Origin of the sequence: Streptomyces sp. BHT-5-2, from assembly GCF_019774615.1 — a bacterium.
GTDB lineage: Bacteria > Actinomycetota > Actinomycetes > Streptomycetales > Streptomycetaceae > Streptomyces.
In genome coordinates this window covers 4,553,939-4,576,502 of record NZ_CP081496.1, presented here as the reverse complement: position 1 = coordinate 4,576,502, position 22,564 = coordinate 4,553,939, and the positions used below count along the sequence as shown (strand labels likewise).

Genomic DNA, 22,564 nt, shown 5'->3' with positions numbered 1-22,564 from the left:
CACGGCGGCCCGGCAGCGGTCCTCCGACTGGTTCTCTGGAGTCAGGGCGTCCGGGCATCGGACCGCGGACGCCGATGGCCGTCGGACGGCCCCCAAACCCTCTGCGAAGGAGTCGGATTCCAGTGAGCACGGTGCTGTTCGTGTATGCCAAGGGCGGCCCGCCCTTGGGGTATGCCCTGGCACGGGTCGCCGCACGTGCGGCGGTGCACCTGCTGGCGCTCAGCCCGCTGCCGCCCGCGGTCGCCGCGACCGCCGGGCACCGGTGCGCCTCCGTGACGACCGCCACCGGGCCCGAACGAGGCGACCTGGTGTCCCTGATCGTCGCCCGGGCGCAGGAGGTGACCGCGGACGCGGTCGTCACCTTCTCCGAGTACGCGGTCGTCGCGGTCGCGGAGGCGTGCGCGAAACTGGGCCTGGCCGGCGCCGGCCGGTCCTGTGCGCTCGCCCGCGACAAGCGGCTGATGCGCCGCGTCTGGGCCCAACAGGGCATACCCCAGCCGCGGTTCCGGCCGGTGGCCGACGAGCGGGAGCTGCACGAGGCGGCCGCCGCGCTCCGCACCCCGCTGCTGCTGAAGGCCGCCTGGAGCGCCGGCTCCACCGCGCACCGGATCATCCGCGCCACCGACGAGGCGCCGGCGGCCTGGCGCCGGGCGCACGAGGTGATGGCCGAATCCGCCGGACTGGGCTACGCCGAGCTGCATGTGGCCGGTGCCGACGCCGACTTCCTCGTGGAGGAGATCGTGCCGGGCACCGCCGAGGGGTGGTTCGCACAGCCGGGCTGGGGCGACTACGTCAGCGTCGAGGGCGCCGTCGTCGACGGCGCCTTCCACCCCGTCTGCCTCAGTGGCCGGATGCCGACCGTGGAGCCGTTCACCGAGCGCGCCGGTATCACGCCGGCCGCGCTGCCGGCCGACGTCCAGCAGCGCGTGGTGGCCCTGGCGCGGCAGGCCGTGGACGCGCTCGGCCTGGAGAACTGCGGTATCCACACCGAGATCAAGCTCGGTGCCGGCGGCCGGATGTGGGTGATCGAGACCGCCGCCCGGTTCGGCGGGGCGATGACCGTCCCGCAGATCGAGGAGGTCTTCGGCCTGGACCTCATCGGCATGCTCGTCGACCAGTTGCTGGGACGTCCGGTGGACTGGCCCGCCGAGGCCCGCCAGGCAGGGGAGGCGCAAGGCGCGGCCGGATCCCTCGTCGTACTGGCTGTGGACGGCGACGGTGCCGCCTGGCCGGACCGCCGGCGCTGGGATTTCGCGGCCGGACGGGACGCGGCTCCCCTGAGCCCCGGCAGCACGCTGTCCGTGGTGGCCGAGAACTCCCTGCCGGACGGGACGCCGGTACCGGTCTACGACCCCGCCGCCGGCGCCAACACCATGGCCGCGCTGTGCCTGCTGTCCGCCGCCGACCCCGAGACCGTGCTGCGCGACTTCCGCACCCTGGTCGACGCCCTGCCGCACCTCCTTCCCCCGGCCGGCGACGCGACCGAGCCCATGGAGGCCCGCTCATGAGCCTCCTCGTGACCACCCCCGCCACCCCCGGGGCCCGCCCCGACGGCCCCTCCGGCGCGCCCCGCCCCGCCGCCGACCGCACGGCCGTGGGGGAGCAGCTCTCCCTCCCGCTCTTCCGCACCCTGGCCGGAACCCTCGCCGGACACCCCTACCTCAAGGTCGTGGTGGACCGTGCCGAGAACACCTGGCACCTTCTGGACACCGCGGTCCACCCCTTCCACGTGGACTACCTCGCCACCCGCATCCTCGGTATGCGGCCGGCGGAGCTCGACGCCCGGCTGGACGCGGTCAACGCCTCGGTCTACACGGACCCCGGGCGGCGCTTCCTGCTCGGCGTGCTCTCCCTGCACACCGACCCCGGCACCGACCCCGGCACCGACCCCGGCACCGACCCCGGCACCGACCCCGGCACCGGCGGCCGGGAGCGGCCCTTCCTCGTCCTGGAGACCACCGAGGCCGACACCATGTCCGGCCCGCTGCTGGAGGAGTTCTACACCTCCGTCCGCCACCGCCTGGACGCCCGGCTCCCGCTGCTGCTCAAGCCCGCCAACCACGGGCAGGAACACGAACTCGCCACGATCAGCGACGTCCGGGTGCCGCGCATCCACAGTCATCAGCTGTTCGGCAGCCGCACCCGGACCCCGCTGAACCCCGGTACCGCCGTCGGCCGGCTGCGCTACTTCCGGACCGCCGACGCGTACGCGGCCGCGGCGGGCGACCTCGGCTGGAGCGACATCGTCGCCATGCCCCGGCTGCCCGACGACGTGCCGAGGGTCGCCGGCTTCATCAACACCGCCCCCACCACCCCGCTCTCGCACACCAACGTCCTCGCCTCCGGCTGGGGCATCCCCAACGCCGTCGTCCGCGACCTGGACCACCTCATCGCGACGGACGGACTGGACGGCGCCTGGGTCCGCTACGAGGTGCGCGACGACGACATCACCCTGCTGCGCCTGGCCCAGGCACCGACGCTCAGCACGCCGGAGTGGCACCGGCAGCCGATCCGGGTCCTCCCCCCGCGGCTGGCGGACCTGCCCGCGCTGCCGCTGCACCGGCTGCGCCGCACCGACCAGGACGGCTACGGCACCAAGGCGGCCAACCTCGGGGAACTGCACCACGTCCTCGGCGACCACGACGTCGACCTGACCGCGTTCCACGGCCGTCCGCGGCCGCCGCGGACGGACCTGCACACCCATCTCACGGCGCGCCTGGGCGTCGCGCCCACCACCCGCGGTGCGGAACTGCGGGCCGCCGCCTCCGCGTTCACCCGTGCCACCGTCGCGGCCCCCGACGGCGTCGCCCTCCCGTTCGCCTTCCAACACCGCTTCCTCGCCTCCTGCCCCGCCGTCCGACCGAGCATCGACGAGCTGAGGGCCGCGCTGGAGCGGGACGAGACGGGTGCGATCGACCCGCTCTGCCGCACCCTGCAACACCTGGTCCGGCACACCCCGATCCCCGACGGACTGGCCCGCCGCATCACCGCGGCGCTGCCCGCCGGCCCGGAGGGCGCCGGCCGCCTGGTGGTGCGCTCCTCCTCCAACGCCGAGGACCTGCCCGGCTTCTCCGCCGCCGGCGTCTACGACTCGGTCACCGACGTGCGCGGCACGGACCAACTCCTGGACGCGGTACGGCGGGTGTGGGCGTCCCTGTACTCGCCGCGCAGCGTCCGGCTGCGGCACCAGGCGGGCATCCCGCTCGACGACGCCCGGATGGGGGTGATCATCCAGCGCTATCGCCCGGCGGACCTCGGCGGGGTGCTGGTGACCTGCAACCCGACCCGGCGCGCGGACTTCCGCAACGTCTGCCTCAACTGCTCGCCCGGCTCGCCCGAGTCCGTCGTCGACGGCACCGCGCTGCCGCTGCAGTACCTCTACAACACGGTCGAGGGCGGCGGCCGCACGGTGTCCCTGGGCTCCTGCGCCGACGACCTGCCCGCCGGGACCAGGCAGCGACTGGCCCGCCTGGCGTTGGCCGGCCGGCTCCTCCAGTCGCACTTCAGCGACGACGACGTGGACCGGCCGCTGGACGTCGAATGGCTGATGACGGATCAGGGCGCCTTCCACCTCGTCCAGATCCGCCCGTACGCGAGGTGAACGGCCGCATCGGACGCGGCCGTTCCCGCACCCGCACCCGCGACGGCGCGCCCCTCTCGCCGGGGGCCCGCCGCATCATCCGCCTCAACAACGGCTTCCAGCTGCTGTTCAACCTGCTGTGGTGGATGCCGGTGTTCTACGAGTACCAGCGGCAGGCCGGCCTGACCGACGGCCAGATCTTCGGCATCCAGAGCATCTACTACCTCGCCTTCTGCCTCTTCGAGATCCCCACCGGACTGATCGCCGACCGCATCGGCGCCCGCAACTGCCTGCGCGCCGGCGCGGTCGTGATGACCGCGGCCAACCTCGTCCCGGTGCTCACCCCGAACTACTCCGGATTCCTGGTCCACTTCCTGCTCATCGCCGCCGGACGCTCGCTGACCTCGGGCGCCGCCAGCGCATACCTCTACGACGGACTGCGGGCCGAGGGCGCATCCGCCCACTACCTGAAGGCCGAGGGCCAGGCACGGGCGCTGGGCCTGGCCGCGAAGGTGCTGTGCTGGCCCCTGGTCGGCCCGCTGATGGACCTCGCGCACCCCGCGCCGTACGTCCTGAGCGCGGTGAGCGCGGGCGGCTCGGTCGTCTGCGCCGTACTGCTGCCGCGCCGGAACGCCCCCGACTGCCGGGCGCGGGGCGGTCGTTCCGGCCCCCGCGCCGCCGGCACCGTCCGCCACGAGGCGGCGAACGCGCTGCGGACCGTACGCGCCAGGCCCTGGCTCGCCCTGGTGATGGTGCAGGGCGTCGCGCTCTTCACCCTCGCCCGCATCTGCCAGGTCAACCTCTTCCAGCCGATCCTGTTCGCGCACGCCGTGCCCACCAGCGCGCACGGCGCGGCGCTGGCCGCCATGACCGTCGCCGAAGCGGTGGCCTCGGCCCGGCCGCACTGGCTCACCAACCGGCTGTCCCCGGTGACCTGGGTGTCGCTGCTCAGCCTGGTGATGGCGGCGGCCCTGGCGGGCAGCACGCTCGGCGGCCCCTGGACCGTCGTCGTCCTGCTGTGCCTGTTCGCGGCCGTCACCGGCTTCGGCTATCCGCTACAGCGGAAGCTGGTGAACGACGCCGTCCCCGCAGGTGCGCCCCGCGCCACCCTGCTCTCCCTGGAGAGCATCGTCGACCGGGCGGTCTGCGCTCTGGTGGCCGTCGCCGCGGGCGGCTATCTCTCGGCCGGCCGGCTGGACGACTTCCTCTGGCACAGCGCACTGGCCACCGCCGTCCTGCTGGCCGTACTCCACCTGCTGCTGCGCCGCAATTGCGAAGTCGCCCATGGACATACCCTGAGGGCGAATCCCGCACAAAACGGCGCCACCATCCGTATTGAACAGCGCAATTGACCGGCGCTATCGCCGGACGACGTGAGTGACTTCACATCATGAACCCTTTTGCGAACGGGGTGTGAAGGCCCATCGGAAGCGGCCGGACGAAAGGGACACCGGTCGTTGGAATTCCGTGTGGCGATGAATGAGTACGGCAGGGCTGGGTAGAAGTGGCCGCCCTTGTCGACGGTGGCTTCCCGGTCGACCTCAACGGCGGGGAAGCGCTGGCCGATCTTTCTGTTCCCCTTTGCGCGCAGCTGGATACACTCACCCCCCATGCGAACCGCTACCCCCCACAGCATTCGCCCCGGTAAACAGCGCAATCGTCCCGTATTTGTCGACACCTCAGGTAGGCGCCGACGCTTACTGGGACGCGTGGCGCTGACCCTGGGGTGCATGTGCACCGGATATATCGCCCTTCTCGTCGTCGTGTTCGGCGGCTTTCTGCAATCGGCCGGCAAACCCGTACCGGGCGCGGCCGTCCAACTCCCAGGACGCGCCGGGCAGCAGCAGTCCCACGGCCCCGACGCCCCCCGCCGCGCCGCGCCGTCCCGCACACCCGGACCCGCCGTGCCCGCAGGGCAGCGCGTCACCCCGTCCGCCGTCCCCGCGGACGCCACCATCCCTGCCCCGTAAGGGAGTCGGCACCGGCGAGCCCGCCCCCGGCGGGTGCGACGTCCACCGCCGCACCCGCCGAGGTGGCGTGAAGCCTTCCCCGGCAACGCCGCCGGGCGGCCAGGCACTCCCCGGTACCGCTCCTCGGCGCCGTCGTCCGCGCCCGCCGCCCCGGCGTGCCCGCGCGGGCGTCCGCCCTCCCACCGGGCAGACTCCTCGACAGAAAGGGCCCCTTGTGGCGATGTCAGGGCAGGGGCGGCACGCGCTGCGCCACCCCCCACGCCGGCACTGGTTGTTGCTGCTGCTGATCCTCCCCATCGTCGCGGCCTCGCTGCTCTTCGAAGGCTGGACCACCCACGAGGTCGACGGCGCCCGCACCCGGCGCGCCTGCACCAGCCCCATACCCCGGTCCGCCGACAACGGGGCGCCGGTACTGCGGGTCACCGGCGCCGAAACCGCCCAGACCGCACAGATGCCGTTCCGCACCGCCGCGCTCACCTTCGACGGGGGACCGGACCCGCTATGGACCCCGCGCCTGCTCGACCTGCTGCGCGCGCACCACGCGCACGCCACCTTCTTCCTCTACGGGACCCAGGCGGCGCGCCACCCGGACCTGGTCCGACGGATCCACGAGGCGGGCCACGAGATCGGCTCGTACACCTACACCGGCGGCGACCTGGGCAGTGCCTCGCCGCTCCGCGCCCGGTGGGAACTCTCCCTCACCCGGACCGCGTTGGCCGGCTCCGCCGGCGTCACCACCCGACTGCTGCGGCTGCCGCACACCACCACCGCCGACACGATGTGCGGCGCGGAGTGGACGGCCGCCCGGCGCGCCACCGACCAGGGGTATCTGCTCGTCGCCGCCACGTCGTCCGCCCGCAAACCGCCACTCGGCGTGGTGCGGCAGTACAGCCACACCGCGCTCGGGTACCAGGAGGCGGCACAGCTGCTGGCCGACCCGCAAGTGGGCCGCTTCACCACGATCACCGACGGGCTCGGACGGCCCTCGCTGGTCGCCCCGGCCCCCCTCCTGGAACGCGTCCAGGGCAGAGCGCTGATCCGGATCCAGGCCCTCGGGCACACCTTCGCGAGCGGGATGACCTGGGCGCTGGGCATCGCCGGCGCACTGGGTGTCCTCCGGCTGGTGGTGGTCGCCTTCCTCGCCCGCGTCCATGTGCGGCGCCGCCACCGGCACCGGTCCGGCGCACCGTGGCTGCGCAAGGTGACCGACCCGGTGACGGTGCTGGTCCCGGCCTACAACGAGGAGGCGGGCATCGAGGCCACCGTGCGCTCACTGCTCGCCTCCACCCACCGGGACCTGCAGATCCTCGTCATCGACGACGGCTCGACGGACCGGACCGCGGAGCTCACCCGGGCCATCGGCGACCCGCGGGTGACCGTGGTGCAGCAGTCCAACTCCGGTAAGCCCAGGGCACTCAGCACCGGCTTGCGCTACGCGCGTCACGAGATCATCGTGGTGGTCGACGCCGACACGGTCTTCGAACCGGACGCCCTCCACCAGCTGATCCAGCCACTGGCCGACCCCACGATCGGTGCGGTCAGCGGCAACACCAAGGTCGGCAACCGGGGCGGCCTGCTGGGCAAATGGCAGCACCTGGAGTACGTCCTCGGCTTCAACCTGGACCGGCGGATGTTCGAGGTGCTGGAGTGCATGCCGACGGTCCCCGGCGCCATCGGGGCGTTCCGCCGCGACGCGCTCACCGCGATCGGCGGCGTCAGCGAGGACACCCTGGCCGAGGACACCGACCTCACCATGGCCCTGTGGCGCGCGGGCCGCCGTGTGGTCTACGAGGAGCGGGCCGTCGCCTGGACCGAAGTGCCCAGCGGTTTCCGCCAGTTGTGGAGCCAGCGCTACCGCTGGTGCTACGGCACGCTGCAATCGATGTGGAAGCACCGGCACGCCCTGATCGAGGTCGGGCCGGCCGGCCGCTTCGGCCGCCGCGGACTGACCTATCTGGCCCTGTTCCAGATCCTGCTGCCGCTGTTCGCCCCGGTCGTCGACGTCTTCGCCCTCTACGGGCTGTGCTTCGGCAACACCCCGCAGGCCCTCGGCGTCTGGCTCGGATTCCTCGCCGTCCAGATGGTCACCGCGGCGTACGCGCTGCGCCTGGACCACGAACGGCTCGGCGTGCTGTGGGCGCTGCCGCTCCAGCTGTTCTTCTACCGGCAGCTGCTGTACCTCGTCGTGATCCATTCCGTGGTCACCGCGCTGCTCGGCACCCGCCTCACCTGGCACCGCATGCACCGCTCCGGCACCGCCAACCAGCATCTGCTCGGCGAGCCGGTCCCCCAGCCGGGCCCCCTGTCGACGAAGTGACCCGCCGAAGTGACTGCCGGGACGACCCCGCAGCGACCGCAGAAGTGACCGAGGAGAGTGAGTGGATGAGCCGCACGAGGGGCGACCGGGACGGCGAGCAGCCCACGGCGGACGGACCCGTGCCACGGCGCCGCGCGCACCGCAACCGCCGCCGGCGGCCGGTGCGCCGCCTGATCGTCGGACTGCTGGTCCTCCTCCTCGTCGTGCCCGCCGGCGCCTTCGCCTGGGCGGACGGCAAGCTCCGGAACACCGTCGACCTCGGCACCTCCGGCCAGCACGACCGGGACGACCGGACGGGCAAGGGCACCAACTACCTCCTCGTCGGGTCCGACAGCCGTGAGGGCCTCACCGACCAGGAGAAGCAGCAGCTGCACACGGGCTCGGCCGACGGCCGGCGCACGGACTCGATGATCCTGCTGCACACCGGCGCGGCCGGCACCACGATGGTGAGCCTGCCGCGCGACTCCTGGCTGACCGTCCCGGCCTACACCAGCCCGATGACCGGCAAACGGCATGCCCCGACCCCGCACAAGCTGAACGCCTCCTTCGCGATCGGCGGCCCGAAGATGCTGGTCAACACCATCGAGCACAACACCGGCCTGACGATCGACCATTACGTGGAGGTGGGCTTCGCCGGCTTCGTCAACCTGGTCGACGCCGTCGGCGGCGTCCCGATCTGCCTGGACCGGGACCTCAAGGACGAGAAGTCGGGCGCCGACTTCACCAAGGGCTGCCACACCCTCAACGGCACCGCGGCGCTCGCCTTCGTCCGCCAGCGCCACCAGGAGTCCCAGGGCGATCTGGGCCGCACCCGCAACCAGCAGAAGTTCCTCTCCGCCCTCGCCCACCGGGCGGCGGAGCCGGGCACGGTGCTCAACCCGCTCGCCGTGTACTCCGCCCTCGACGCCGGCCTGGACACCCTGCTCGTCGACCGGAACACCGGACTGCTGGACCTCACCGCGATGTTCCAGGCGGTCCGGGGAGTCACCGGCGGACACGGCACCCAGCTCAACGTCCCGGTGTCCGGCATCGGCGTCCCCACCGTCGAGGGCAGCACCGTACGCTGGGACCAGGCACGGGCCCGGCGACTGTTCGGCGAGCTGCACGACGACCGTCCGGTGGACGTCAAGGGCGGCACGCTCAAGTGAACTCCGGCCGTTGTGCCGCGAGTTGACCACTGCGGCCGCCCATGGCCGGCCCCGCCCGCGTGCCCGGCCCGCCGGAGACGCCGAGACCTTCCCCGGCCCCGTCCCGGCCCGGTTCGCCGCACACCAACACGTTGCCCGGCGACCGAGGACCGTCCAGAAGTCGCACGTTCGTTTGTCCGGCGGGAGGCGACGTGGCGGGTCGGGCCCGGCTCCGCGATCGTATGGGGTATGAGTTCCGAAGAAACCGAGATGCGGGAAGCGGTCCGGGCGTTGGCCGACGCACTGGAGACCATGCTCAACCTGATCAAGGCCGATGCGCTTCCCACCACCCCGGAGGCCCGCGGCCTCATGCGGAAGGCGATGGCCTTCCTGGAGGAGTCCACCGGCCCGATCGTCGGCTGGGAGAGCTCCGGCGAGATCCTCGCCGTCGCCATCAGCCTCAACCACCTGATCAACGAGGCGCGGGAGAAGATCCTGGACGATGCCGTCGCGGCCTCGCCCGTGCCCGACTACCCCAACCTGTGACCGCCGCGCCCCGGCCGTCGGACCGCCCGGCGCGCACGGAGGCCGGCGGGTGTGCCTCCGTGCTCTACCCGGGCGCTCAAGGAGAGGGAAAAGAAGAGGGAAAGGGCCGGGCGACTCACCCGGTGATCGGGGTGCCGGTGACGGTCGGGCGCACCTTGGTGAGCATCAGGTCGAGGAACTGGTCGGGGTGGCGGAACGACGCGAAGTGGCTGGCGTTCCGGATGAGGGCGAAGTCCTTGACCGGGGCGGTCACGTCGTCGAAGAGCCGCCTGGCCGGTTCGGGCGGGGTGAGGACGTCGCCGTCGCCCTGGAAGACGAAGAAGGGGAGTCGGAAGGTGGTGCCTTCGGCCCACTCGTCGATGGAGACGGCTTCGTGCGCGAGCGACTCGGAGAAGTTCATGGCCTTCAGGTAGGCGCGCAGGCCGCGCAGCGTGTGCAGCGGTGAGAACCACAGTGAGCGGATCACCACGGTCTTCATGGTGTCGTAGGACAGCGGGTCGGTGGTGAGGACGAGCTTGTTGTACTGCGACTGCTGCTCGACACTCCATGCCGACTTGTCGGCACCCATGGCGAGGACGGCGGCCAGCTGCTCCTTCTTGTCCGCCTGCCGGAGTCGTGCCACGAGTGCGTGGTAGGCGGAGCGTTCGCGCCCGCCGGCGACGACGTTCTGGTCGGTGCCCACGTAAGCGGAGTACAGCTCGGGGTGGTTGCGGGCCAGGCGCAGGCCGAGGACGGTGCCGAAGGAGTTGGCGACCAGGAGGACCTTCGCCGCACCGAGCCGGTTGCGGACGTGCTCGGTGACCTCCAGGGCGTCGTCGTGGAGCCGGTCGAGACTCATCTCGCCCTGGCCCGCGGGGCCGGTGGCGGCGAAGGTGAAGCCGGCACCGCGCATGTCCCACCGCACGATCGTGAAGTGCCGCTCCCAGGCACGGGTGCGGGGGATGAAGACGAGGTTGGACGCTCCGGGGCCGCCGAGGATCTCCAGGATCACCGGGTTGTCGCGGTCCTCGCCGCGGATGGAGATCCACTGGTCGATGCCGCCGATGCGGACGAACCCGGACTCGTCGATGCCGTTCGGGGTGGTGCTGCGCAGCCGCTCGGCGTTGGTGGTGCGCTTGAGCTGCCGGTAGCCCAGGAGGCCGACGGCGGGAGCGGCGAGGACGGTGGCGGACGCGGTGGCTATGACACCGAGCATGAGCGTTCCCCCTAAACTGTTTATGTCATCAGCAGTTGTGTTTAAGGTATATACAGTTCTGAGGCGGTGTCAACCGGTGCCGCCGACCGCCGTCGAGTCGGAGGGCCGCATGACCAAGGGGAAGGCGCGTGACCTGCGCGCGCGTGTCGCGCTGCTGTGGGGCGAGCAGGATCGGCCGACCCGCGGGCCGAAGCCGAGCCTCACCCCGCATCGCATCGCCGGGGCCGCCGTGGCCCTGGCCGACGCCGAGGGCCTGGACGCCGTGTCCATGAGCAGGGTCGCCGCCGAGTTCGGTGTCTCGGCGATGGCCCTGTACCGCTACGTGCCCGGCAAGGACGAACTGGTCGAGCTGATGGTCGAGTTCGTCCTCGCCCAGGCCCCTGACCTGTCGACGGCGGGAGACGGCTGGCGGCCCCGGATCACGGAGTGGGCCCGTCGGTCCGCGGAGGTGTACCGGAACCACCCCTGGCTGCTGGCGGCCACCGCGATGCGCCGTCAGCTGATGGGCCCGAACCAGCTCGGCTGGCTGGATGCGGCACTCGCGGCCCTGGAGCCGACCGGCCTGTCGGCGTCCGAGCGACATCGGATCTTCGTTCTCGTCGCCGGCCTCGTACGCAACCTCGCCGAGCAGTCGCTCGACTTCGACGAGGAACACAACCAGGAGTGGAACCGCCTCACCGGCGAACTGCTCGACCGGCACGCCGACCGCTTCCCCGCCCTGACCCGCGCCGTCGCCGACGGTGCCTTCGCGCCGGACACCGTCGACCCCCTGGAGTTCGGCCTCGACCGCATCCTCGACGGCGTTCAGACCCTCATCGACGATGCCTGAGAACGCACACGCCCTGAAGCCATGCGCTCGCCGAAGCCGCGGCGGGGCGAGCCGGGCGGTCTCAGCGGCGCAGGGCTTCGAAGGCCAGGCGGGCGCTGGTGGCGATGGTCAGGTCGATGTCCGGGGCGAGGTTGGCACGGCGGTCGGAGCGGGTGAGGGCGGCCATCGCGATACGGTCGCCGGCCTCGGACTGCACCACACCGATCTCGTGCCGCAGATGCAGGAACGTGCCTGTCTTTCCGCTCACCTTGAGGGTGTCCGCCCGCAGTTCGCCCGCCAGGCGATGGGTGAACACCTGTAGTCCCATCAGCCGGCGCAGTTCCGCGCAGGCGTCGGGATGGCCGATGCCGTCCCGCCAGACCCGTTCCAGCAGGTCGACCAGGCCGGTGGCGGTGCCGACGTTGGCGTGGGCCGGATCCAGCGTCTCGATGGCGTGCCGCCCCGCGTGGTCGTCGCGGATGGCCAGCTCCAGAGCGAGCGAGAAGTCGTTGCCGGCGGCGCCGGCGGCACACTCGTACATGCGGTTCAGCCGGTGCCGCAGGCGAAGGTCTCCGCAGCCCCAGGCGCGCAGGCGCGCGTCGACCTCCTCGGCCGGTACGAGGCCGAACAGCGCGTCGGCGGCGGCGTTGTCGCTCACCGAGAGCATCAGCAGGAGCAGGTCGCCGACGGCGACGGTCGCCGGGTGCCGGAACGCCGCCAGTCCGGTGGGGCCCACGCTGCTGGTGGCGGGGTCGACGACCACCGGACGCGCCGCGTCGAGTTCCCCGGTCGCGATCCGGTCCAGTACGACGAGCGCGAGCGGGACCTTGGCGACCGAGGCCAGCGGAACCAACTCCGTGACGTCGAAGCCGAGTTGTTCGCCGGTGTCGAGGTTCCGGGCCAGGAATGCGCCACGGACGCCGACGGCCGCCCACTCCGCGGCCACCACCTCGGCGACGTCGAAGAGGTCCGCGTCATCGGCGACGCAGACCGGGCGGGGTGCCTGCGGTGTCCGGGATGCCTGGGGTGTCTGCCGGGCGCTCATCCGTGCGCCGCCAGTCGGGACGGGGCGTCCCCGTCCGCGCTCAGGGCGGCGGCGGTGGCCGACTCGGTCGTCACCGCACCCACCGCGGCGGCCAACAGCGCCGCCAGCCAGTGCGGCACCTCCGCCAGCCCTCGGCCCCGGTGTGCCGCGCGCAGGTCGTACCCGCGGTGCAGCGTCGCGTCGCCCAGCGGTGCCCAGCGCGCCCCGTGCCGGCGGGCGAACGGCTCGGTGCACAGCAGCGTCACCTGCCCGGCGAGGGTCTCCGCGAGGGCCGTCGCCACGGAACCGGCGGGGCGCACCGCGCCCTCCGGCAGCCCGGCCCGCGCGACGGCGCGCAGCAACCTGCCCTCGGCGTCAGGGAGTTGATCCTCCATCAGGGTCAGGATCGGCACGGCAGCCGGCCGTCCGTGTCGTGCGCCGCTGCCGCGCCGCGGGCGCAGATCCTCCAGGTGGATCGCGCGCCGACGCGTCCGCGACCGATCGGCGGACGGCGTCGGGCGGGCGCCGTCCGGCGCGTCCGACGGGGCGGAGGCCAGGCCGAGCGGAACCCGCAGCGCGGCGTGCTCCGGCGGGACGCGTACCAGCGCATACGCCAGCGAGGCGTCGGCCAGGCCCGCCAGGCGCCCCTCCGGTGGCAGCTCCCGCACACCGCATGTGATGCCGAGCTCGGCGCCGGCGCGGATGACCCGGGCCAGCGCGTCCGGACCGCAGTCGGCCGGCACCCCGACGGCCTGCACCGCCGACCGGCGGGCCGACCGCGCGACGCGGCGCAGCCGCTGGGCCCGGTCCAGCACGTCCCGGGCGTGCGGCAGGAGGAGCACGCCCAGCTCGGTGGTCGCGACCTGGCGCCGGGAGCGGTCGAAGAGCCGGCCGTCGAAGTGTTCCTCCAGCGTCTTGATACGACGGCTCAGGAGCGGTTGGGCGATGCCGAGGCGCTCGGCGGCGCGCGAGAAGCTCGCCTCGTCGACGGCCGCGACGTATGCCTCCAGGTGCGCGAGTAGGTCCACCCAGGAGTCATATCAAGAAGTTATGGATCCTTCAAAGTTCACTCTTGGACATGAGTGCCGCGCGGCTGCTTCGCTGTGCCTCGTCGAAGCCGCGCACGGCCGGGGCTTCGCGGACCGCAACGACGGACGAACCGGGAGACCTTCGCACATGACCAGCGCCACCCCTCTGCCGCGCCGCCGCCTCCTGCGGGCCGGCCTCGCCGCGTCCACCACCGCCCTGCTCGCCTCCGCCGCGTCATCGGCGGCCGCCGACCCGCGACAAGTCCGGGGAGCTGCCGGCGAGTTGGGTGAGCTCCGCGCCCTGGAACTCCGGTACGGGGCGCGCCTGGGCGTGTACGCGCACAACGTACGCACCGGGCGGACCGTCGCCCACCGCGCGCAGGAGCGGTTCGCGATGTGCTCGACGTTCAAGACGGTCGCGGCCGCCGCGGTCCTGCGCGACGAGGCACACTGCGCACCCCTGGACAAGGTGATCCACTATCCGGCCGCGGACCTCGTGCCGTACTCCCCGAAGACCGAGGAGCACGTCGACACCGGCATGAAGGTGGGCGACCTGTGCGCCGCCGCGATCCAGTACAGCGACAACACGGCGGGGAACCTCCTGCTGCGCCAGATCGGCGGCCCCGCCGGCCTCACCCGGTTCTTCCGGTCCATCGGCGACCGGGTCAGCCGGCTCGACCGCTGGGAGACCGAACTGAACACCGCCCTGCCCGGCGACCTGCGCGACACCACCACCCCGGAGGCGATCGGCAGGAGCTACGGGAAGCTGGCGGTGGGCCGGGCCCTGGCCCCCGACGACCGCGAGCAGCTGGTCGGCTGGCTCAGGGGCAACACCACCGGCGCGAAACGGATCCGCGCCGGCCTGCCGCACGGCTGGGTCGTCGGCGACAAGACGGGCACCGGGGACTACGCGTCCGCCAACGACATCGGCGTCGCCTGGACCACCAGGAGGACCCCGATCGTGCTGGCCGTGCTGACCTCGAAGACCACCAAGGACGCACCCGTGGACGACGCCCTGATCGCGGACGCGGCACACATCGTCGCCCGCACCCTGGCCCCCGGCGAGTGACATCCGGACCTGCCCAGGTGCCTGCGGGGCATCGGGAGCCGGCCAACCGTCGCCCGCCGCGCCCGAACGGGCTGTACGGAGCAACAACCGGCATCGCCGGTGTGGCGCGGCGGGGGCGAGGGCGGCGACCGGCTACACACGAATCGGGCCGTCGCGCCGGAATCCGCTCCCGGTCACCGTGCTCCGGAGGAGCCATGTCACACCCAGGCCAGACCGTTCACCGCGAACTGCTCGGCGGGTCCGGTAATCCGCGGGTCCGGGCGGGCCGCCGGATCATGAAATACCTGACGACCACCGATCACAAGGTGATCGGGAACATGTACCTCGCGACGGCTTTCGGATTCTTCCTCTTCGCCGGTCTGCTGGCGATGCTGATGCGCGCGGAACTGGCCCGGCCCGGCCTCCAGTTTTTCAGCCGCGAGCAGTACAACCAGCTGTTCACCATCCACGGCACCGTGATGATGCTGCTCTTCGCGACGCCCACCTTCGCCGGTTTCGCCAACGCCGTCATGCCGCTGCAGATCGGGGCGCCCGACGTCGCCTTTCCCCGGCTCAACGCGCTGACGTACTGGCTCTTCCTCTTCGGCGGCCTGACCGTGGTCTCCGGGCTCTTCGTGCCGGGCGGTGCGGCCTCCTTCGGCTGGTTCGCCTATGCGCCGCTGAACCGCGCCGACCACACTCCGGGCGCGGGCGGAAGCCTGTGGGCGGCCGGACTGGTCGTGGCGGGTCTGAGCACCACGCTGGGCGCGGTGAATTTCGTCGCCACCATCATCACGCTGCGGGCCCCGGGAATGACGATGTTCCGCATGCCGATCTTCACCTGGAACATCCTCTTCACCTCCATCCTGGCCCTGCTGGCCTTTCCGGTTCTGACCGCCGCGCTGCTGGCCCTGCTCGCCGACCGCAAACTGGGCGCCCATGTCTACGACCCCGCTTCCGGCGGCGCGTTGCTGTGGCAGCACCTGTTCTGGTTCTTCGGCCACCCGGAGGTCTATATCGTCGCCCTGCCGTTCTTCGGGGTGGTGAGCGAGGTCATTCCGGTGTTCAGCCGGAAGCCGGTCTTCGGTTACGTGGGGATGGTCGGCGCGACGATCGCCATCACGATGCTGTCGGCGACGGTGTGGGCGCATCACATGTTCGCCACCGGCGGGGTGCTGCTGCCCTTCTTCTCTCTGCTGTCCTTTCTCATCGCCGCGCCGACCGGGGTGAAGTTCTTCAACTGGATCGGCACCATGTGGCGGGGGAGCGTCTCCTTCGAGACGCCGATGATCTGGGCGATCGGCTTCCTGGTGACGTTCCTCCTGGGCGGGCTCAGCGGCGTCCTGATCGCCTCGCCGCCCATGGACTTCCACCTCACCGACAGCTACTTCATCGTCGCCCACCTGCACTATGTGCTGTTCGGCACCATCGTCTTCGCCACGTTCGCCGGCTTCTATTTCTGGTGGCCGAAATGGACCGGAAAAATGCTGGACGAGCGGCTGGGAAAAGTGCACTTCTGGACCCTTTTCATCGGCTTCCAGACCACCTTCCTCGTCCAGCACTGGCTGGGCGAGAGCGGAATGCCGCGCCGCTATGCCGACTACCTCGCCGCCGACGGCTTCACCCTGCTCAACACCGTCTCGTCGACCGGTGCGCTGCTGCTGGGCCTCTCCGTCCTGCCGTTCCTCTACAACGTCTGGAAAACCTCCCGGCACGCGCCCATGGTCGAAGTCGACGACCCCTGGGGTTTCGGGCGTTCGCTGGAATGGGCGACCGGCTGTCCGCCGCCCCGGCACAACTTCGAGGCGCTGCCCCGAGTCCGTTCCGATTCGCCCGCGTTCGACCTGCACCACCCCCAGGTGCGGATGCTGCCGGAAGGCGAGCGCGGCGATGTGGAACCCACCCCCGACACCCTCGGAGAGCAGAGCAGATGAAAGCGGAGTCGCATCTCTTCGCGGGCGTGGCCGTCTTCTTCCTCATCACCGACGCGTTCTACATCTGGCTGGCACGGGAACCGGCCGGCGCCGCCGCGCTAGCCGTCTCCTTCGGCATGGCCTCGGTCATCTCGTTCTTCTGCGCCGTGAACTACCGCCGCAAGGGAGAACGCCCGGAGGACACCGAGGACTCGGCGGTCCACGAGCGCACCGGAGAGGTCGACTTCTTTCCGCCGCGCAGCGGTTACCCGATCGCGGTGGCCTTCGGGGTGACCGTGCTCGCCCTGGGAATCGTGTACGGCGTGTGGGTCTTCCTGATCGGGGCGGGTGTCACCGGCGGGTCGGTGTTCGGCATGGTCTTCGAGTTCGCGCAGCGCGACCACTGAGCCGGGTCGGCCGCTTCCGGCGCACCGGACGTGACGACACAGGCGGGAGTTCGACGCCCGGGCCTATCCGTTGCCCTTCTCGCCGGCACCGAGAGCCGGGCCCGCCACCGGTTCCTCGATCCGGTGCCGCTCCTCAAGGGCCATCGGCATCTCGACCCGGTCGCGGAAGTACCACGCGCTGAGCGCGGCGCGCAGCCGGGCCCGCCGAGGAGCCCGGTCGCCGGGGGCCGGCAGCGGCGCGGGCACGTCCCTGGCCAGCATGCGGTAGCGCCGGTCGGCCGCCACCGGCTCATGGGTCTCGCGCAGCCCGCCGTACACGCTCTGCACCACGTGACCCGTCTCGCGGCCCTCCGTCAGCAGTTGCCGGTCGCGGTCCTGCAGGGCCAGGCAGATCCTCTTGGTGGCCAGGAACGCGACGACCGGCCCGACGACGACAGCCACCCGGAAGATCCAGGTCAGCGCCTCCACCGAGACCCGGAAGAGACTGGCGAACACATCGTTGCCACCGGCCGCCAGCAGCACGGCGTAGCCGACGACGGCGGCCACGCCCAGCGCCGTACGGGTCGGGAAGTCGCGGGGCCGGTCGCACAGATGGTGTTCGGCCGGATCACCGGTGACCCACCGCTCGAAGAACGGATAGCCGTAGAGCACCATGAACAGCACGCCGGGCAGGACGACGGCCGGGATCAGGACGTTCCACATGAAGGTGTGGCCTGCCACGTCGGTCTCCCAGGCGGGCATCAGGCGCAGCGCCCCTTCGAGGAAGCCCACGTACCAGTCGGGCTGGGCGTTCGTGGAGTCCTGGTCGGTGCGGTACGGCCCGAAGTCCCAGACGGGGTTGATCTGGGCCAGCCCGCCGAGCAGGGTCAGCACCGCGGAGACCATCAGGAACAGTCCGGTGGACTTGGCGACGAAGTGCGGGAACATCGGCTGCCCGACGGCGTTGCGGTTGGTGTGCCCGGGCGCCGGCCAGTGGGTGTGCTTGAGGTACACCACCAGCATCAGATGCAGCCCGATCAGCGCGATCAGCAGCCCCGGGACGAACAGCACGTGCACGGTGAAGAGCCGGGGCAGCAGGATGTGCCCCGGATAGGAACCGCCCCAGAGGAAGTAGCTCAGATAGGTGCCGACGATCGGCAGCGACAGCACGATGGTGTTCGCCGTCCGCAGTCCGGTGCCGGACAGCAGGTCGTCGGGGAGGGAGTAGCCGCCGAACCCCTCCAGCAGGGCCAGCATGAACAGCGTCACGCCGATCACCCAGTTGCCCTCGCGAGGTCTGCGGAACGCCCCGGTGAAGAAGACCCGCAGCATGTGCACCCCCAGCGCGCCGACGAAGACCAGCGCCCCCCAGTGGTGGATCTGGCGGATCAGCAGGCCGCCCCGGACGTCGAAGCTGATGCGCAGCGTCGACGCGTAGGCGTCCGACACCAACAGCCCGCGCAGCGGCCGGTACGACCCGCCGTAGACGCTCCGGGACATGCTCGGTTCGAAGAACATCGTCAGGTAGGTGCCGGTCAGCACCAACACCACCAGGCTGTACAGGGCGATCTCGCCCAGGAGGAACGACCAGTGGTCGGGGAACGCCTTCCGCAACAGGGCCCGCAGGGCCTCCGAGACCGGGGCGCGGCCGTCCACTGCGGTGTAGGCGGAAAGGGTGGCCTGGCGGGCCTTCTGCTCCACCCTTTCCGTCGTCCTCCGGAACGGCATGTCCGGCCCTCCTCGGCGATGCGGTCCACGGCACACCGGCGGTGCTCGCTCCACCGCACCCTGCCCGGCCCGCCGCCGGACGCCGTGCATTACGCAGAACGGGGGCAAGGCCCGGCCGGACGGAAGGTGCCCTTGGGATCAGCGGCCGAGGGCCCTGCGCAGTTCGTCCTTGTTCATCGACGAGCGGCCGTCGATGTGGCGTTTCTTGGCCTCCTCGTAGAGCTGGTCTTTGGTCGGCCCCTGGGCGCCGCGGTGCGAGCGTTCGCCGCCGCGCTGCGGAGCCGACTTGGGGTCCTGGGTGGAGACCCGGCTCGCCGTGCGGGACTCGCCGGCGCGGGCCCGTTCCTTGTTCACGGTCCGGGCGGCGATCTCCTTGGCACGCCTGGTGGACGCGCCTCTCTTCTCGGCGCCCTCCTTGATGTGCTCGTACTGACGCTCACGCTTCCTGCTGGAGCCAGCGGGCATGGGGGCCTCCTCGGGCTGACGGGGGTGTGGCTGATGACGCCGGTGTCGGGCTGCTGGGCCGTCGGCCGTCGGCCGTGGGGTTGTGCCGACTGCCTGGGATCGCCCGCCCGTTTCAGTTGAGCTCGGGTGACCGGGTGGCGCTACCCGGAATGGTCCATGGGACTGGCGGACCACGGTCAGGACTTGACCCGACTGCCGTGACTGGTAGGGGCGGGAGCGGCGGGGCCGGCCGGGGCCCTGTTCGGATGCCGGCCGGATGGACCCACGGCCCGGTCCGGATACCCCTGGCGCATGATCCCCTCCCAGGTCGACGACACGCTGCCCGAGCCGGCGCCCTTCGTCCGCGCGGTCCAGGCACGAAGGCCCGACACGGCACCTGGTGCGAGGCGTGGACGGTACGCGACGTCCCGGCCCACCAGACGGGCAACGCGGCGGAACTGGCCCGGGTACTCCGGGCGTTCATGGCCGGAACGCCGGTGGAGACCAGGGGCTTCGAGCGCGAGGAGCCCTATCGGCGGATGTCCGACGGCGAGCTGTGGGCGGCTTTCCTGTCCTGCTGCGAACAGCTCACCGAGAGCGCCGCGGCCGCCGCGGGGGCTCCGCCCGGTGCCGCCCGGCGTGACCGGCGAACTGTATCCGGCCGGGGCCGGTGTGGCCCGCGGGTGCGTCGGCCGGCCGGCGTGGCGGCCCGATGTCACGGGGCGGGGCGCCGTCACCTCCGTACGCGGTACACACGGCGAGCCGAGCCGCTCGGAGCAGCTCGCCCAGATCGGGCCGGTGCCGGCCGACTGGCTGGAGCGGGTACGCCGGTGAGGCCCGCGGCCACCCGAGGCACCGGGCCCGGCCCACCACGGACACCGGGACCCGGCCTCACACCACCGCCGTGACGGCCGGACCGTCCCGCCGCAACTCCCGGTCCAACTCCGAGGCCCGCGCCAGATGGCCGTCCGCCTCGGAGCCCCGCCCCACGGCGCGCAGCGCCTCGCCGAGCGCCCGGTGGCTGCGCGCCAGCACTTGCTGTTCGCAGGACTCCTGGGCCCCGGCCGTAGAGCCGGACCGCCGCGGCGTGCCGCCCGTCGTACAACAGGTTGTCCGCCTCCGTCATCATCACGCTGATCAGCCACTTCACGTCCTGGCCGCGGTTGAGGACGCCGGCCAGCTCCCGGCACTGCGCCCCGATGGCGGCCAGGTCCTGACGGAACCCCAACCGTCCTGAACGCGCCGTCGCGCGGGGGCCGCGAACCGGATTGTTGGCTAGGGTGACAACCGGAGCCGGTTCCGCTGCCGTCGGCCAAGGCGATGGCCGGGTCGGCGGGTTCGGGGGGTGGGTCGGACACGACGGGGGGCTCGCATTGCACCGCAGGTCGACCGGGCACGGTGGGCGGGTGACCGGCCGGCCGGTGCCCACGGTGCTGCCCCCGCCGCTGCGCGGGTGGCTCGGGCTGCTCGCGGCCCTCGCCGGGATGGTGGTCGTCGTGCTCGGGGTCGCGTACGCCGGCCACAGCGAGCCGGGCGCGGTGGACAGCTGGGTCGTCCGGCCGACGGCGGACGGTGTGCGGCCGCCGTGGCGGGGCGTGGCGCTGGCCATGGACTTCCTGGGGGAGCCCGCCGGGTCGACGATGCTGGTCGTCGCCCTCGTGGCGGCCTGCCTGCTGCTGCGCTCTCCTCGCGCAGCGGTGTTCGTCGTTGCCGGGGCCGGCCTGCCGGTGGCGACGACGACAGTGCTCAAGTCCCTGGTGGGACGCACCATCCACGGCCCCGGCAACCTGTCCTATCCGAGCGGGCACACCGCCTTCGCCACCGCCCTCGCACTCGTGCTGGCGCTGCTCGCGACCGGCCGGCTCGGCCTCGGCAGGACGGCCGGCACCTCACTCGTGCTCGCCGCGGCGCTGGTTGCCGGCGCCGCCATGGGAGGGGCGGAGGTCGCCCTGGGCGCGCACTACCCGACCGACGCCCTCGGCGGCTGGTGCACCGCGCTGGCGGTGATTCCGGCCATCGCGTGGCTGGTCGACCGGGCTGCGGACCGGATGGCCGACCGGGCGGCCGACGCCGGCCGCCCGGAGCGCCACTGACGCTGCGTCAGGTCATCTGCGTCCCATCACGCCAGCCGGCGGAACACCGGCTTCACCGGTCGCCCGGCCAGCCAAGGGGTGGGATCACCGGCGTCCAGTGCCTTCCGGTACACCGCGCACGCCTGGGCCACCACATCGACGGTGCGGTCGAGGTCGGCGTCGCCGAGCGCGCTGCTCACCACGAACGACGGGGCCAGCACCCCGCCCGCCAGGAGCCGGCGCAGGAACAGGGTGCGGTACCGCTGCGACGGCTGCCGGTTCTCGTCCAGGGTGGCGAAGACCAGGTTGCTGGCCCGCCCCCGGACGACGAGGTGGTCGCCGACGCCCATGCTCGCCGCGGCGTCGCGGACGCCCGCGGCCAACCGCTCGCCGAGGGCGTGCAGCCGCGCGGTGATCCCTTCCTCGGCGTAGGTGGTCTGCACCGCCATCGCGGCGGCCAGGGAGTGTGTTTCCGCGCCGTGTGTGGTGGACAGCAGGAACACCCGGTCGTGGGAGTGCCGCAGCCCGCCCCGCTCCATCAGGCCGCGGCGCCCGGCCAGCGCGGAGACGGCGAAGCCGTTGCCCAGCGCCTTGCCGAAGGTGGAGAGGTCGGGGACGACGCCGTACAGGCCCTGGGCGCCCGCCTCGGACCAGCGGAAGCCGGTGATCATCTCGTCGAAGACCAGTACGCAGCCGTGCCGGTCGGCCAGCTCGCGCAGGCCGGCGAGGTAGCCGGCCGGGGGTTCGGTGTGCCCGGCGGGTTCGAGGATCAGGCAGGCGACCTCGTCCTGGTACCGGGTGAGCAACTCCTGTGTGGCGGCCAGGTCCCCGTAAGGGAACGTCACGGTGAGGTCGGTGGTCGCCGCCGGAATGCCGGCGTTCATCGGCGTGGTGCCGATGAACCAGTCGTCGACCGAGAAGAACGGATGGTCGGCGCAGACGGCCACCCGCGGGCGCCCGGTGACGGCGCGGGCGAGGCGCACCGCGGCGGTGGTGGCGTCGGAGCCGTTCTTCGTGAACTTCACCATCTCGGCGGTGGGCACGGTGGCCAGGAAGCGTTCCGCGGCCTCGGCCTCCACGATGGACGGCCGGACGAAGTTGCTGCCGCGGTCGAGTTCCCGGCGCACCGCCCCGAGCACGCGGGGGTGGGCGTGGCCGAGGCTGACGGAGCGCAGCCCCGAGCCGTACTCGATGTAGCGGTTGCCGTCGACGTCCCAGACATGGGCGCCGCGGCCGTGGCTGATGACCGGGGCGAGGTTCTCGGGGTACTGGTCGTCGCCCTTGGCGTAGGTGTGCGCGCCGCCCGGGATCAGGGCGTGCAGCCGCTCGTTGGCCGCCTGCGACCGGGGAAGCCGGAAGTCCTCGGTGTCCACGTCCT

The 22,564-nt window shown here is 72.2% G+C and carries 20 protein-coding genes; 13 read left to right on the top strand and 7 right to left on the bottom strand.

From position 1 onward, the window contains the following. The first annotated feature begins 122 nt into the window (after nucleotides 1–122). From K2224_RS20260 to K2224_RS20230, 7 genes are all read left to right on the top strand, one after another. Nucleotides 123–1,508 (top strand): acetyl-CoA carboxylase biotin carboxylase subunit family protein, encoded by a 1,386-nt coding sequence (locus K2224_RS20260; RefSeq protein ID WP_221907917.1) that lies wholly within the window; start codon nucleotides 123–125, stop codon nucleotides 1,506–1,508. Then, on the top strand, nucleotides 1,505–3,601 hold the full coding sequence (locus tag K2224_RS20255; protein ID WP_221907916.1) for a PEP/pyruvate-binding domain-containing protein: 2,097 nt from the start codon (nucleotides 1,505–1,507) through the stop codon (nucleotides 3,599–3,601). Before K2224_RS20260 ends, K2224_RS20255 begins: the two co-directional genes overlap by 4 nt. Continuing rightward, on the top strand, nucleotides 3,598–4,932 hold the full coding sequence (locus K2224_RS20250; protein WP_260692833.1) for an MFS transporter: 1,335 nt from the start codon (nucleotides 3,598–3,600) through the stop codon (nucleotides 4,930–4,932). Before K2224_RS20255 ends, K2224_RS20250 begins: the two co-directional genes overlap by 4 nt. A gap of 378 nt (nucleotides 4,933–5,310) precedes the next feature. Further along, nucleotides 5,311–5,550, top strand: coding sequence for a hypothetical protein (locus K2224_RS20245; RefSeq protein ID WP_221907914.1), 240 nt, complete (start codon nucleotides 5,311–5,313; stop codon nucleotides 5,548–5,550). Nucleotides 5,551–5,770: 220 nt separating this feature from the next. After that, complete coding sequence (locus tag K2224_RS20240; RefSeq protein ID WP_221907913.1) at nucleotides 5,771–7,867, top strand: bifunctional polysaccharide deacetylase/glycosyltransferase family 2 protein; 2,097 nt, start codon at nucleotides 5,771–5,773, stop codon at nucleotides 7,865–7,867. Between the two features lie 65 nt (nucleotides 7,868–7,932). Further along, the gene (locus K2224_RS20235; RefSeq protein ID WP_221907912.1) at nucleotides 7,933–9,015 is read left to right on the top strand and encodes an LCP family protein; all 1,083 of its coding nucleotides are present in this window, start codon (nucleotides 7,933–7,935) and stop codon (nucleotides 9,013–9,015) included. 228 nt (nucleotides 9,016–9,243) lie between these two features. Next, entirely contained in the window at nucleotides 9,244–9,540 is a 297-nt protein-coding gene (locus K2224_RS20230; protein ID WP_260692832.1) for a hypothetical protein, read from the top strand. A gap of 115 nt (nucleotides 9,541–9,655) precedes the next feature. Here K2224_RS20230 and K2224_RS20225 read toward each other — a convergent pair whose 3' ends face one another. Beyond that, nucleotides 9,656–10,735 carry an alpha/beta fold hydrolase gene (locus K2224_RS20225; RefSeq protein ID WP_221907911.1) on the bottom strand — a complete coding sequence of 360 codons (1,080 nt, stop codon included), beginning with the start codon at nucleotides 10,733–10,735 and terminating at the stop codon, nucleotides 9,656–9,658. A gap of 109 nt (nucleotides 10,736–10,844) precedes the next feature. On the opposite strand from K2224_RS20225, the gene K2224_RS20220 reads away from it, so the two are divergent. Beyond that, complete coding sequence (locus K2224_RS20220) at nucleotides 10,845–11,564, top strand: TetR/AcrR family transcriptional regulator (protein WP_221907910.1); 720 nt, start codon at nucleotides 10,845–10,847, stop codon at nucleotides 11,562–11,564. Nucleotides 11,565–11,625: 61 nt separating this feature from the next. Here the strand turns inward: K2224_RS20220 and K2224_RS20215 are convergent, their stop codons facing one another. Together K2224_RS20215 and K2224_RS20210 are read right to left on the bottom strand one after the other, a co-directional pair. Beyond that, nucleotides 11,626–12,588, bottom strand: coding sequence for a serine hydrolase (locus K2224_RS20215; protein WP_221907909.1), 963 nt, complete (start codon nucleotides 12,586–12,588; stop codon nucleotides 11,626–11,628). Continuing rightward, nucleotides 12,585–13,595, bottom strand: a complete 1,011-nt coding sequence (locus tag K2224_RS20210) for a LysR family transcriptional regulator (RefSeq protein ID WP_221907908.1) — start codon at nucleotides 13,593–13,595, stop codon at nucleotides 12,585–12,587. Before K2224_RS20210 ends, K2224_RS20215 begins: the two co-directional genes overlap by 4 nt. 148 nt (nucleotides 13,596–13,743) lie before the next feature. Here K2224_RS20210 and bla point away from each other — a divergent pair, with 148 nt between their 5' ends. From bla to K2224_RS20195, 3 genes are all read left to right on the top strand, one after another. After that, nucleotides 13,744–14,664: a class A beta-lactamase gene (gene bla, locus K2224_RS20205; RefSeq protein ID WP_221907907.1), complete on the top strand. Its 921-nt coding sequence runs from the start codon at nucleotides 13,744–13,746 to the stop codon at nucleotides 14,662–14,664. Between the two features lie 194 nt (nucleotides 14,665–14,858). After that, a complete protein-coding gene (gene ctaD / locus K2224_RS20200; protein WP_221907906.1) occupies nucleotides 14,859–16,577 on the top strand; it encodes a cytochrome c oxidase subunit I in 1,719 nt (572 codons plus the stop codon). Continuing rightward, the gene (locus K2224_RS20195) at nucleotides 16,574–16,963 is read left to right on the top strand and encodes a cytochrome c oxidase subunit 4 (RefSeq protein WP_221907905.1); all 390 of its coding nucleotides are present in this window, start codon (nucleotides 16,574–16,576) and stop codon (nucleotides 16,961–16,963) included. The genes ctaD and K2224_RS20195 overlap by 4 nt, the downstream gene beginning before the upstream one ends. A 63-nt stretch (nucleotides 16,964–17,026) precedes the next feature. Here the strand turns inward: K2224_RS20195 and K2224_RS20190 are convergent, their stop codons facing one another. Together K2224_RS20190 and K2224_RS20185 are read right to left on the bottom strand one after the other, a co-directional pair. Next, nucleotides 17,027–18,670 (bottom strand): ubiquinol-cytochrome c reductase cytochrome b subunit, encoded by a 1,644-nt coding sequence (locus K2224_RS20190; RefSeq protein ID WP_221907904.1) that lies wholly within the window; start codon nucleotides 18,668–18,670, stop codon nucleotides 17,027–17,029. 138 nt (nucleotides 18,671–18,808) lie between these two features. Continuing rightward, nucleotides 18,809–19,135 carry a plasmid stabilization protein gene (locus K2224_RS20185; RefSeq protein ID WP_221907903.1) on the bottom strand — a complete coding sequence of 109 codons (327 nt, stop codon included), beginning with the start codon at nucleotides 19,133–19,135 and terminating at the stop codon, nucleotides 18,809–18,811. Nucleotides 19,136–19,753: 618 nt separating this feature from the next. Between K2224_RS20185 and K2224_RS20180 the strand changes: the two genes are divergently transcribed. Then, complete coding sequence (locus tag K2224_RS20180) at nucleotides 19,754–19,948, top strand: hypothetical protein (protein WP_221909979.1); 195 nt, start codon at nucleotides 19,754–19,756, stop codon at nucleotides 19,946–19,948. Between the two features lie 57 nt (nucleotides 19,949–20,005). On the opposite strand, the gene K2224_RS40720 is transcribed toward K2224_RS20180, so the two are convergent. Next, nucleotides 20,006–20,149, bottom strand: coding sequence for a hypothetical protein (locus K2224_RS40720; protein ID WP_260692831.1), 144 nt, complete (start codon nucleotides 20,147–20,149; stop codon nucleotides 20,006–20,008). Nucleotides 20,150–20,520: 371 nt separating this feature from the next. Between K2224_RS40720 and K2224_RS20170 the strand changes: the two genes are divergently transcribed. Next, a complete protein-coding gene (locus tag K2224_RS20170; RefSeq protein WP_221907902.1) occupies nucleotides 20,521–21,207 on the top strand; it encodes a phosphatase PAP2 family protein in 687 nt (228 codons plus the stop codon). A gap of 26 nt (nucleotides 21,208–21,233) precedes the next feature. Here the strand turns inward: K2224_RS20170 and K2224_RS20165 are convergent, their stop codons facing one another. Then, nucleotides 21,234–22,559, bottom strand: coding sequence for a glutamate-1-semialdehyde 2,1-aminomutase (locus K2224_RS20165; protein WP_221907901.1), 1,326 nt, complete (start codon nucleotides 22,557–22,559; stop codon nucleotides 21,234–21,236). Nucleotides 22,560–22,564 lie beyond the last annotated feature (5 nt).

What these genes read in the sequence shown, in the direction of transcription:
- K2224_RS20220 (WP_221907910.1), top strand. Translation starts at nt 10,845, where the DNA reads ATGACCAAGGGGAAGGCGCGTGACCTGCGCGCGCGTGTCGCGCTGCTG.
- K2224_RS20190 (WP_221907904.1), bottom strand. Translation starts at nt 18,670, where the DNA reads ATGCCGTTCCGGAGGACGACGGAAAGGGTGGAGCAGAAGGCCCGCCAG.
- K2224_RS20195 (WP_221907905.1), top strand. Translation starts at nt 16,574, where the DNA reads ATGAAAGCGGAGTCGCATCTCTTCGCGGGCGTGGCCGTCTTCTTCCTC.
- K2224_RS20225 (WP_221907911.1), bottom strand. Translation starts at nt 10,735, where the DNA reads ATGCTCGGTGTCATAGCCACCGCGTCCGCCACCGTCCTCGCCGCTCCC.
- K2224_RS20185 (WP_221907903.1), bottom strand. Translation starts at nt 19,135, where the DNA reads ATGCCCGCTGGCTCCAGCAGGAAGCGTGAGCGTCAGTACGAGCACATC.
- K2224_RS20215 (WP_221907909.1), bottom strand. Translation starts at nt 12,588, where the DNA reads ATGAGCGCCCGGCAGACACCCCAGGCATCCCGGACACCGCAGGCACCC.
- K2224_RS20245 (WP_221907914.1), top strand. Translation starts at nt 5,311, where the DNA reads ATGTGCACCGGATATATCGCCCTTCTCGTCGTCGTGTTCGGCGGCTTT.
- bla (WP_221907907.1), top strand. Translation starts at nt 13,744, where the DNA reads ATGACCAGCGCCACCCCTCTGCCGCGCCGCCGCCTCCTGCGGGCCGGC.
- ctaD (WP_221907906.1), top strand. Translation starts at nt 14,859, where the DNA reads ATGTCACACCCAGGCCAGACCGTTCACCGCGAACTGCTCGGCGGGTCC.
- K2224_RS20230 (WP_260692832.1), top strand. Translation starts at nt 9,244, where the DNA reads ATGAGTTCCGAAGAAACCGAGATGCGGGAAGCGGTCCGGGCGTTGGCC.
- K2224_RS20240 (WP_221907913.1), top strand. Translation starts at nt 5,771, where the DNA reads ATGTCAGGGCAGGGGCGGCACGCGCTGCGCCACCCCCCACGCCGGCAC.
- K2224_RS20235 (WP_221907912.1), top strand. Translation starts at nt 7,933, where the DNA reads ATGAGCCGCACGAGGGGCGACCGGGACGGCGAGCAGCCCACGGCGGAC.
- K2224_RS20255 (WP_221907916.1), top strand. Translation starts at nt 1,505, where the DNA reads ATGAGCCTCCTCGTGACCACCCCCGCCACCCCCGGGGCCCGCCCCGAC.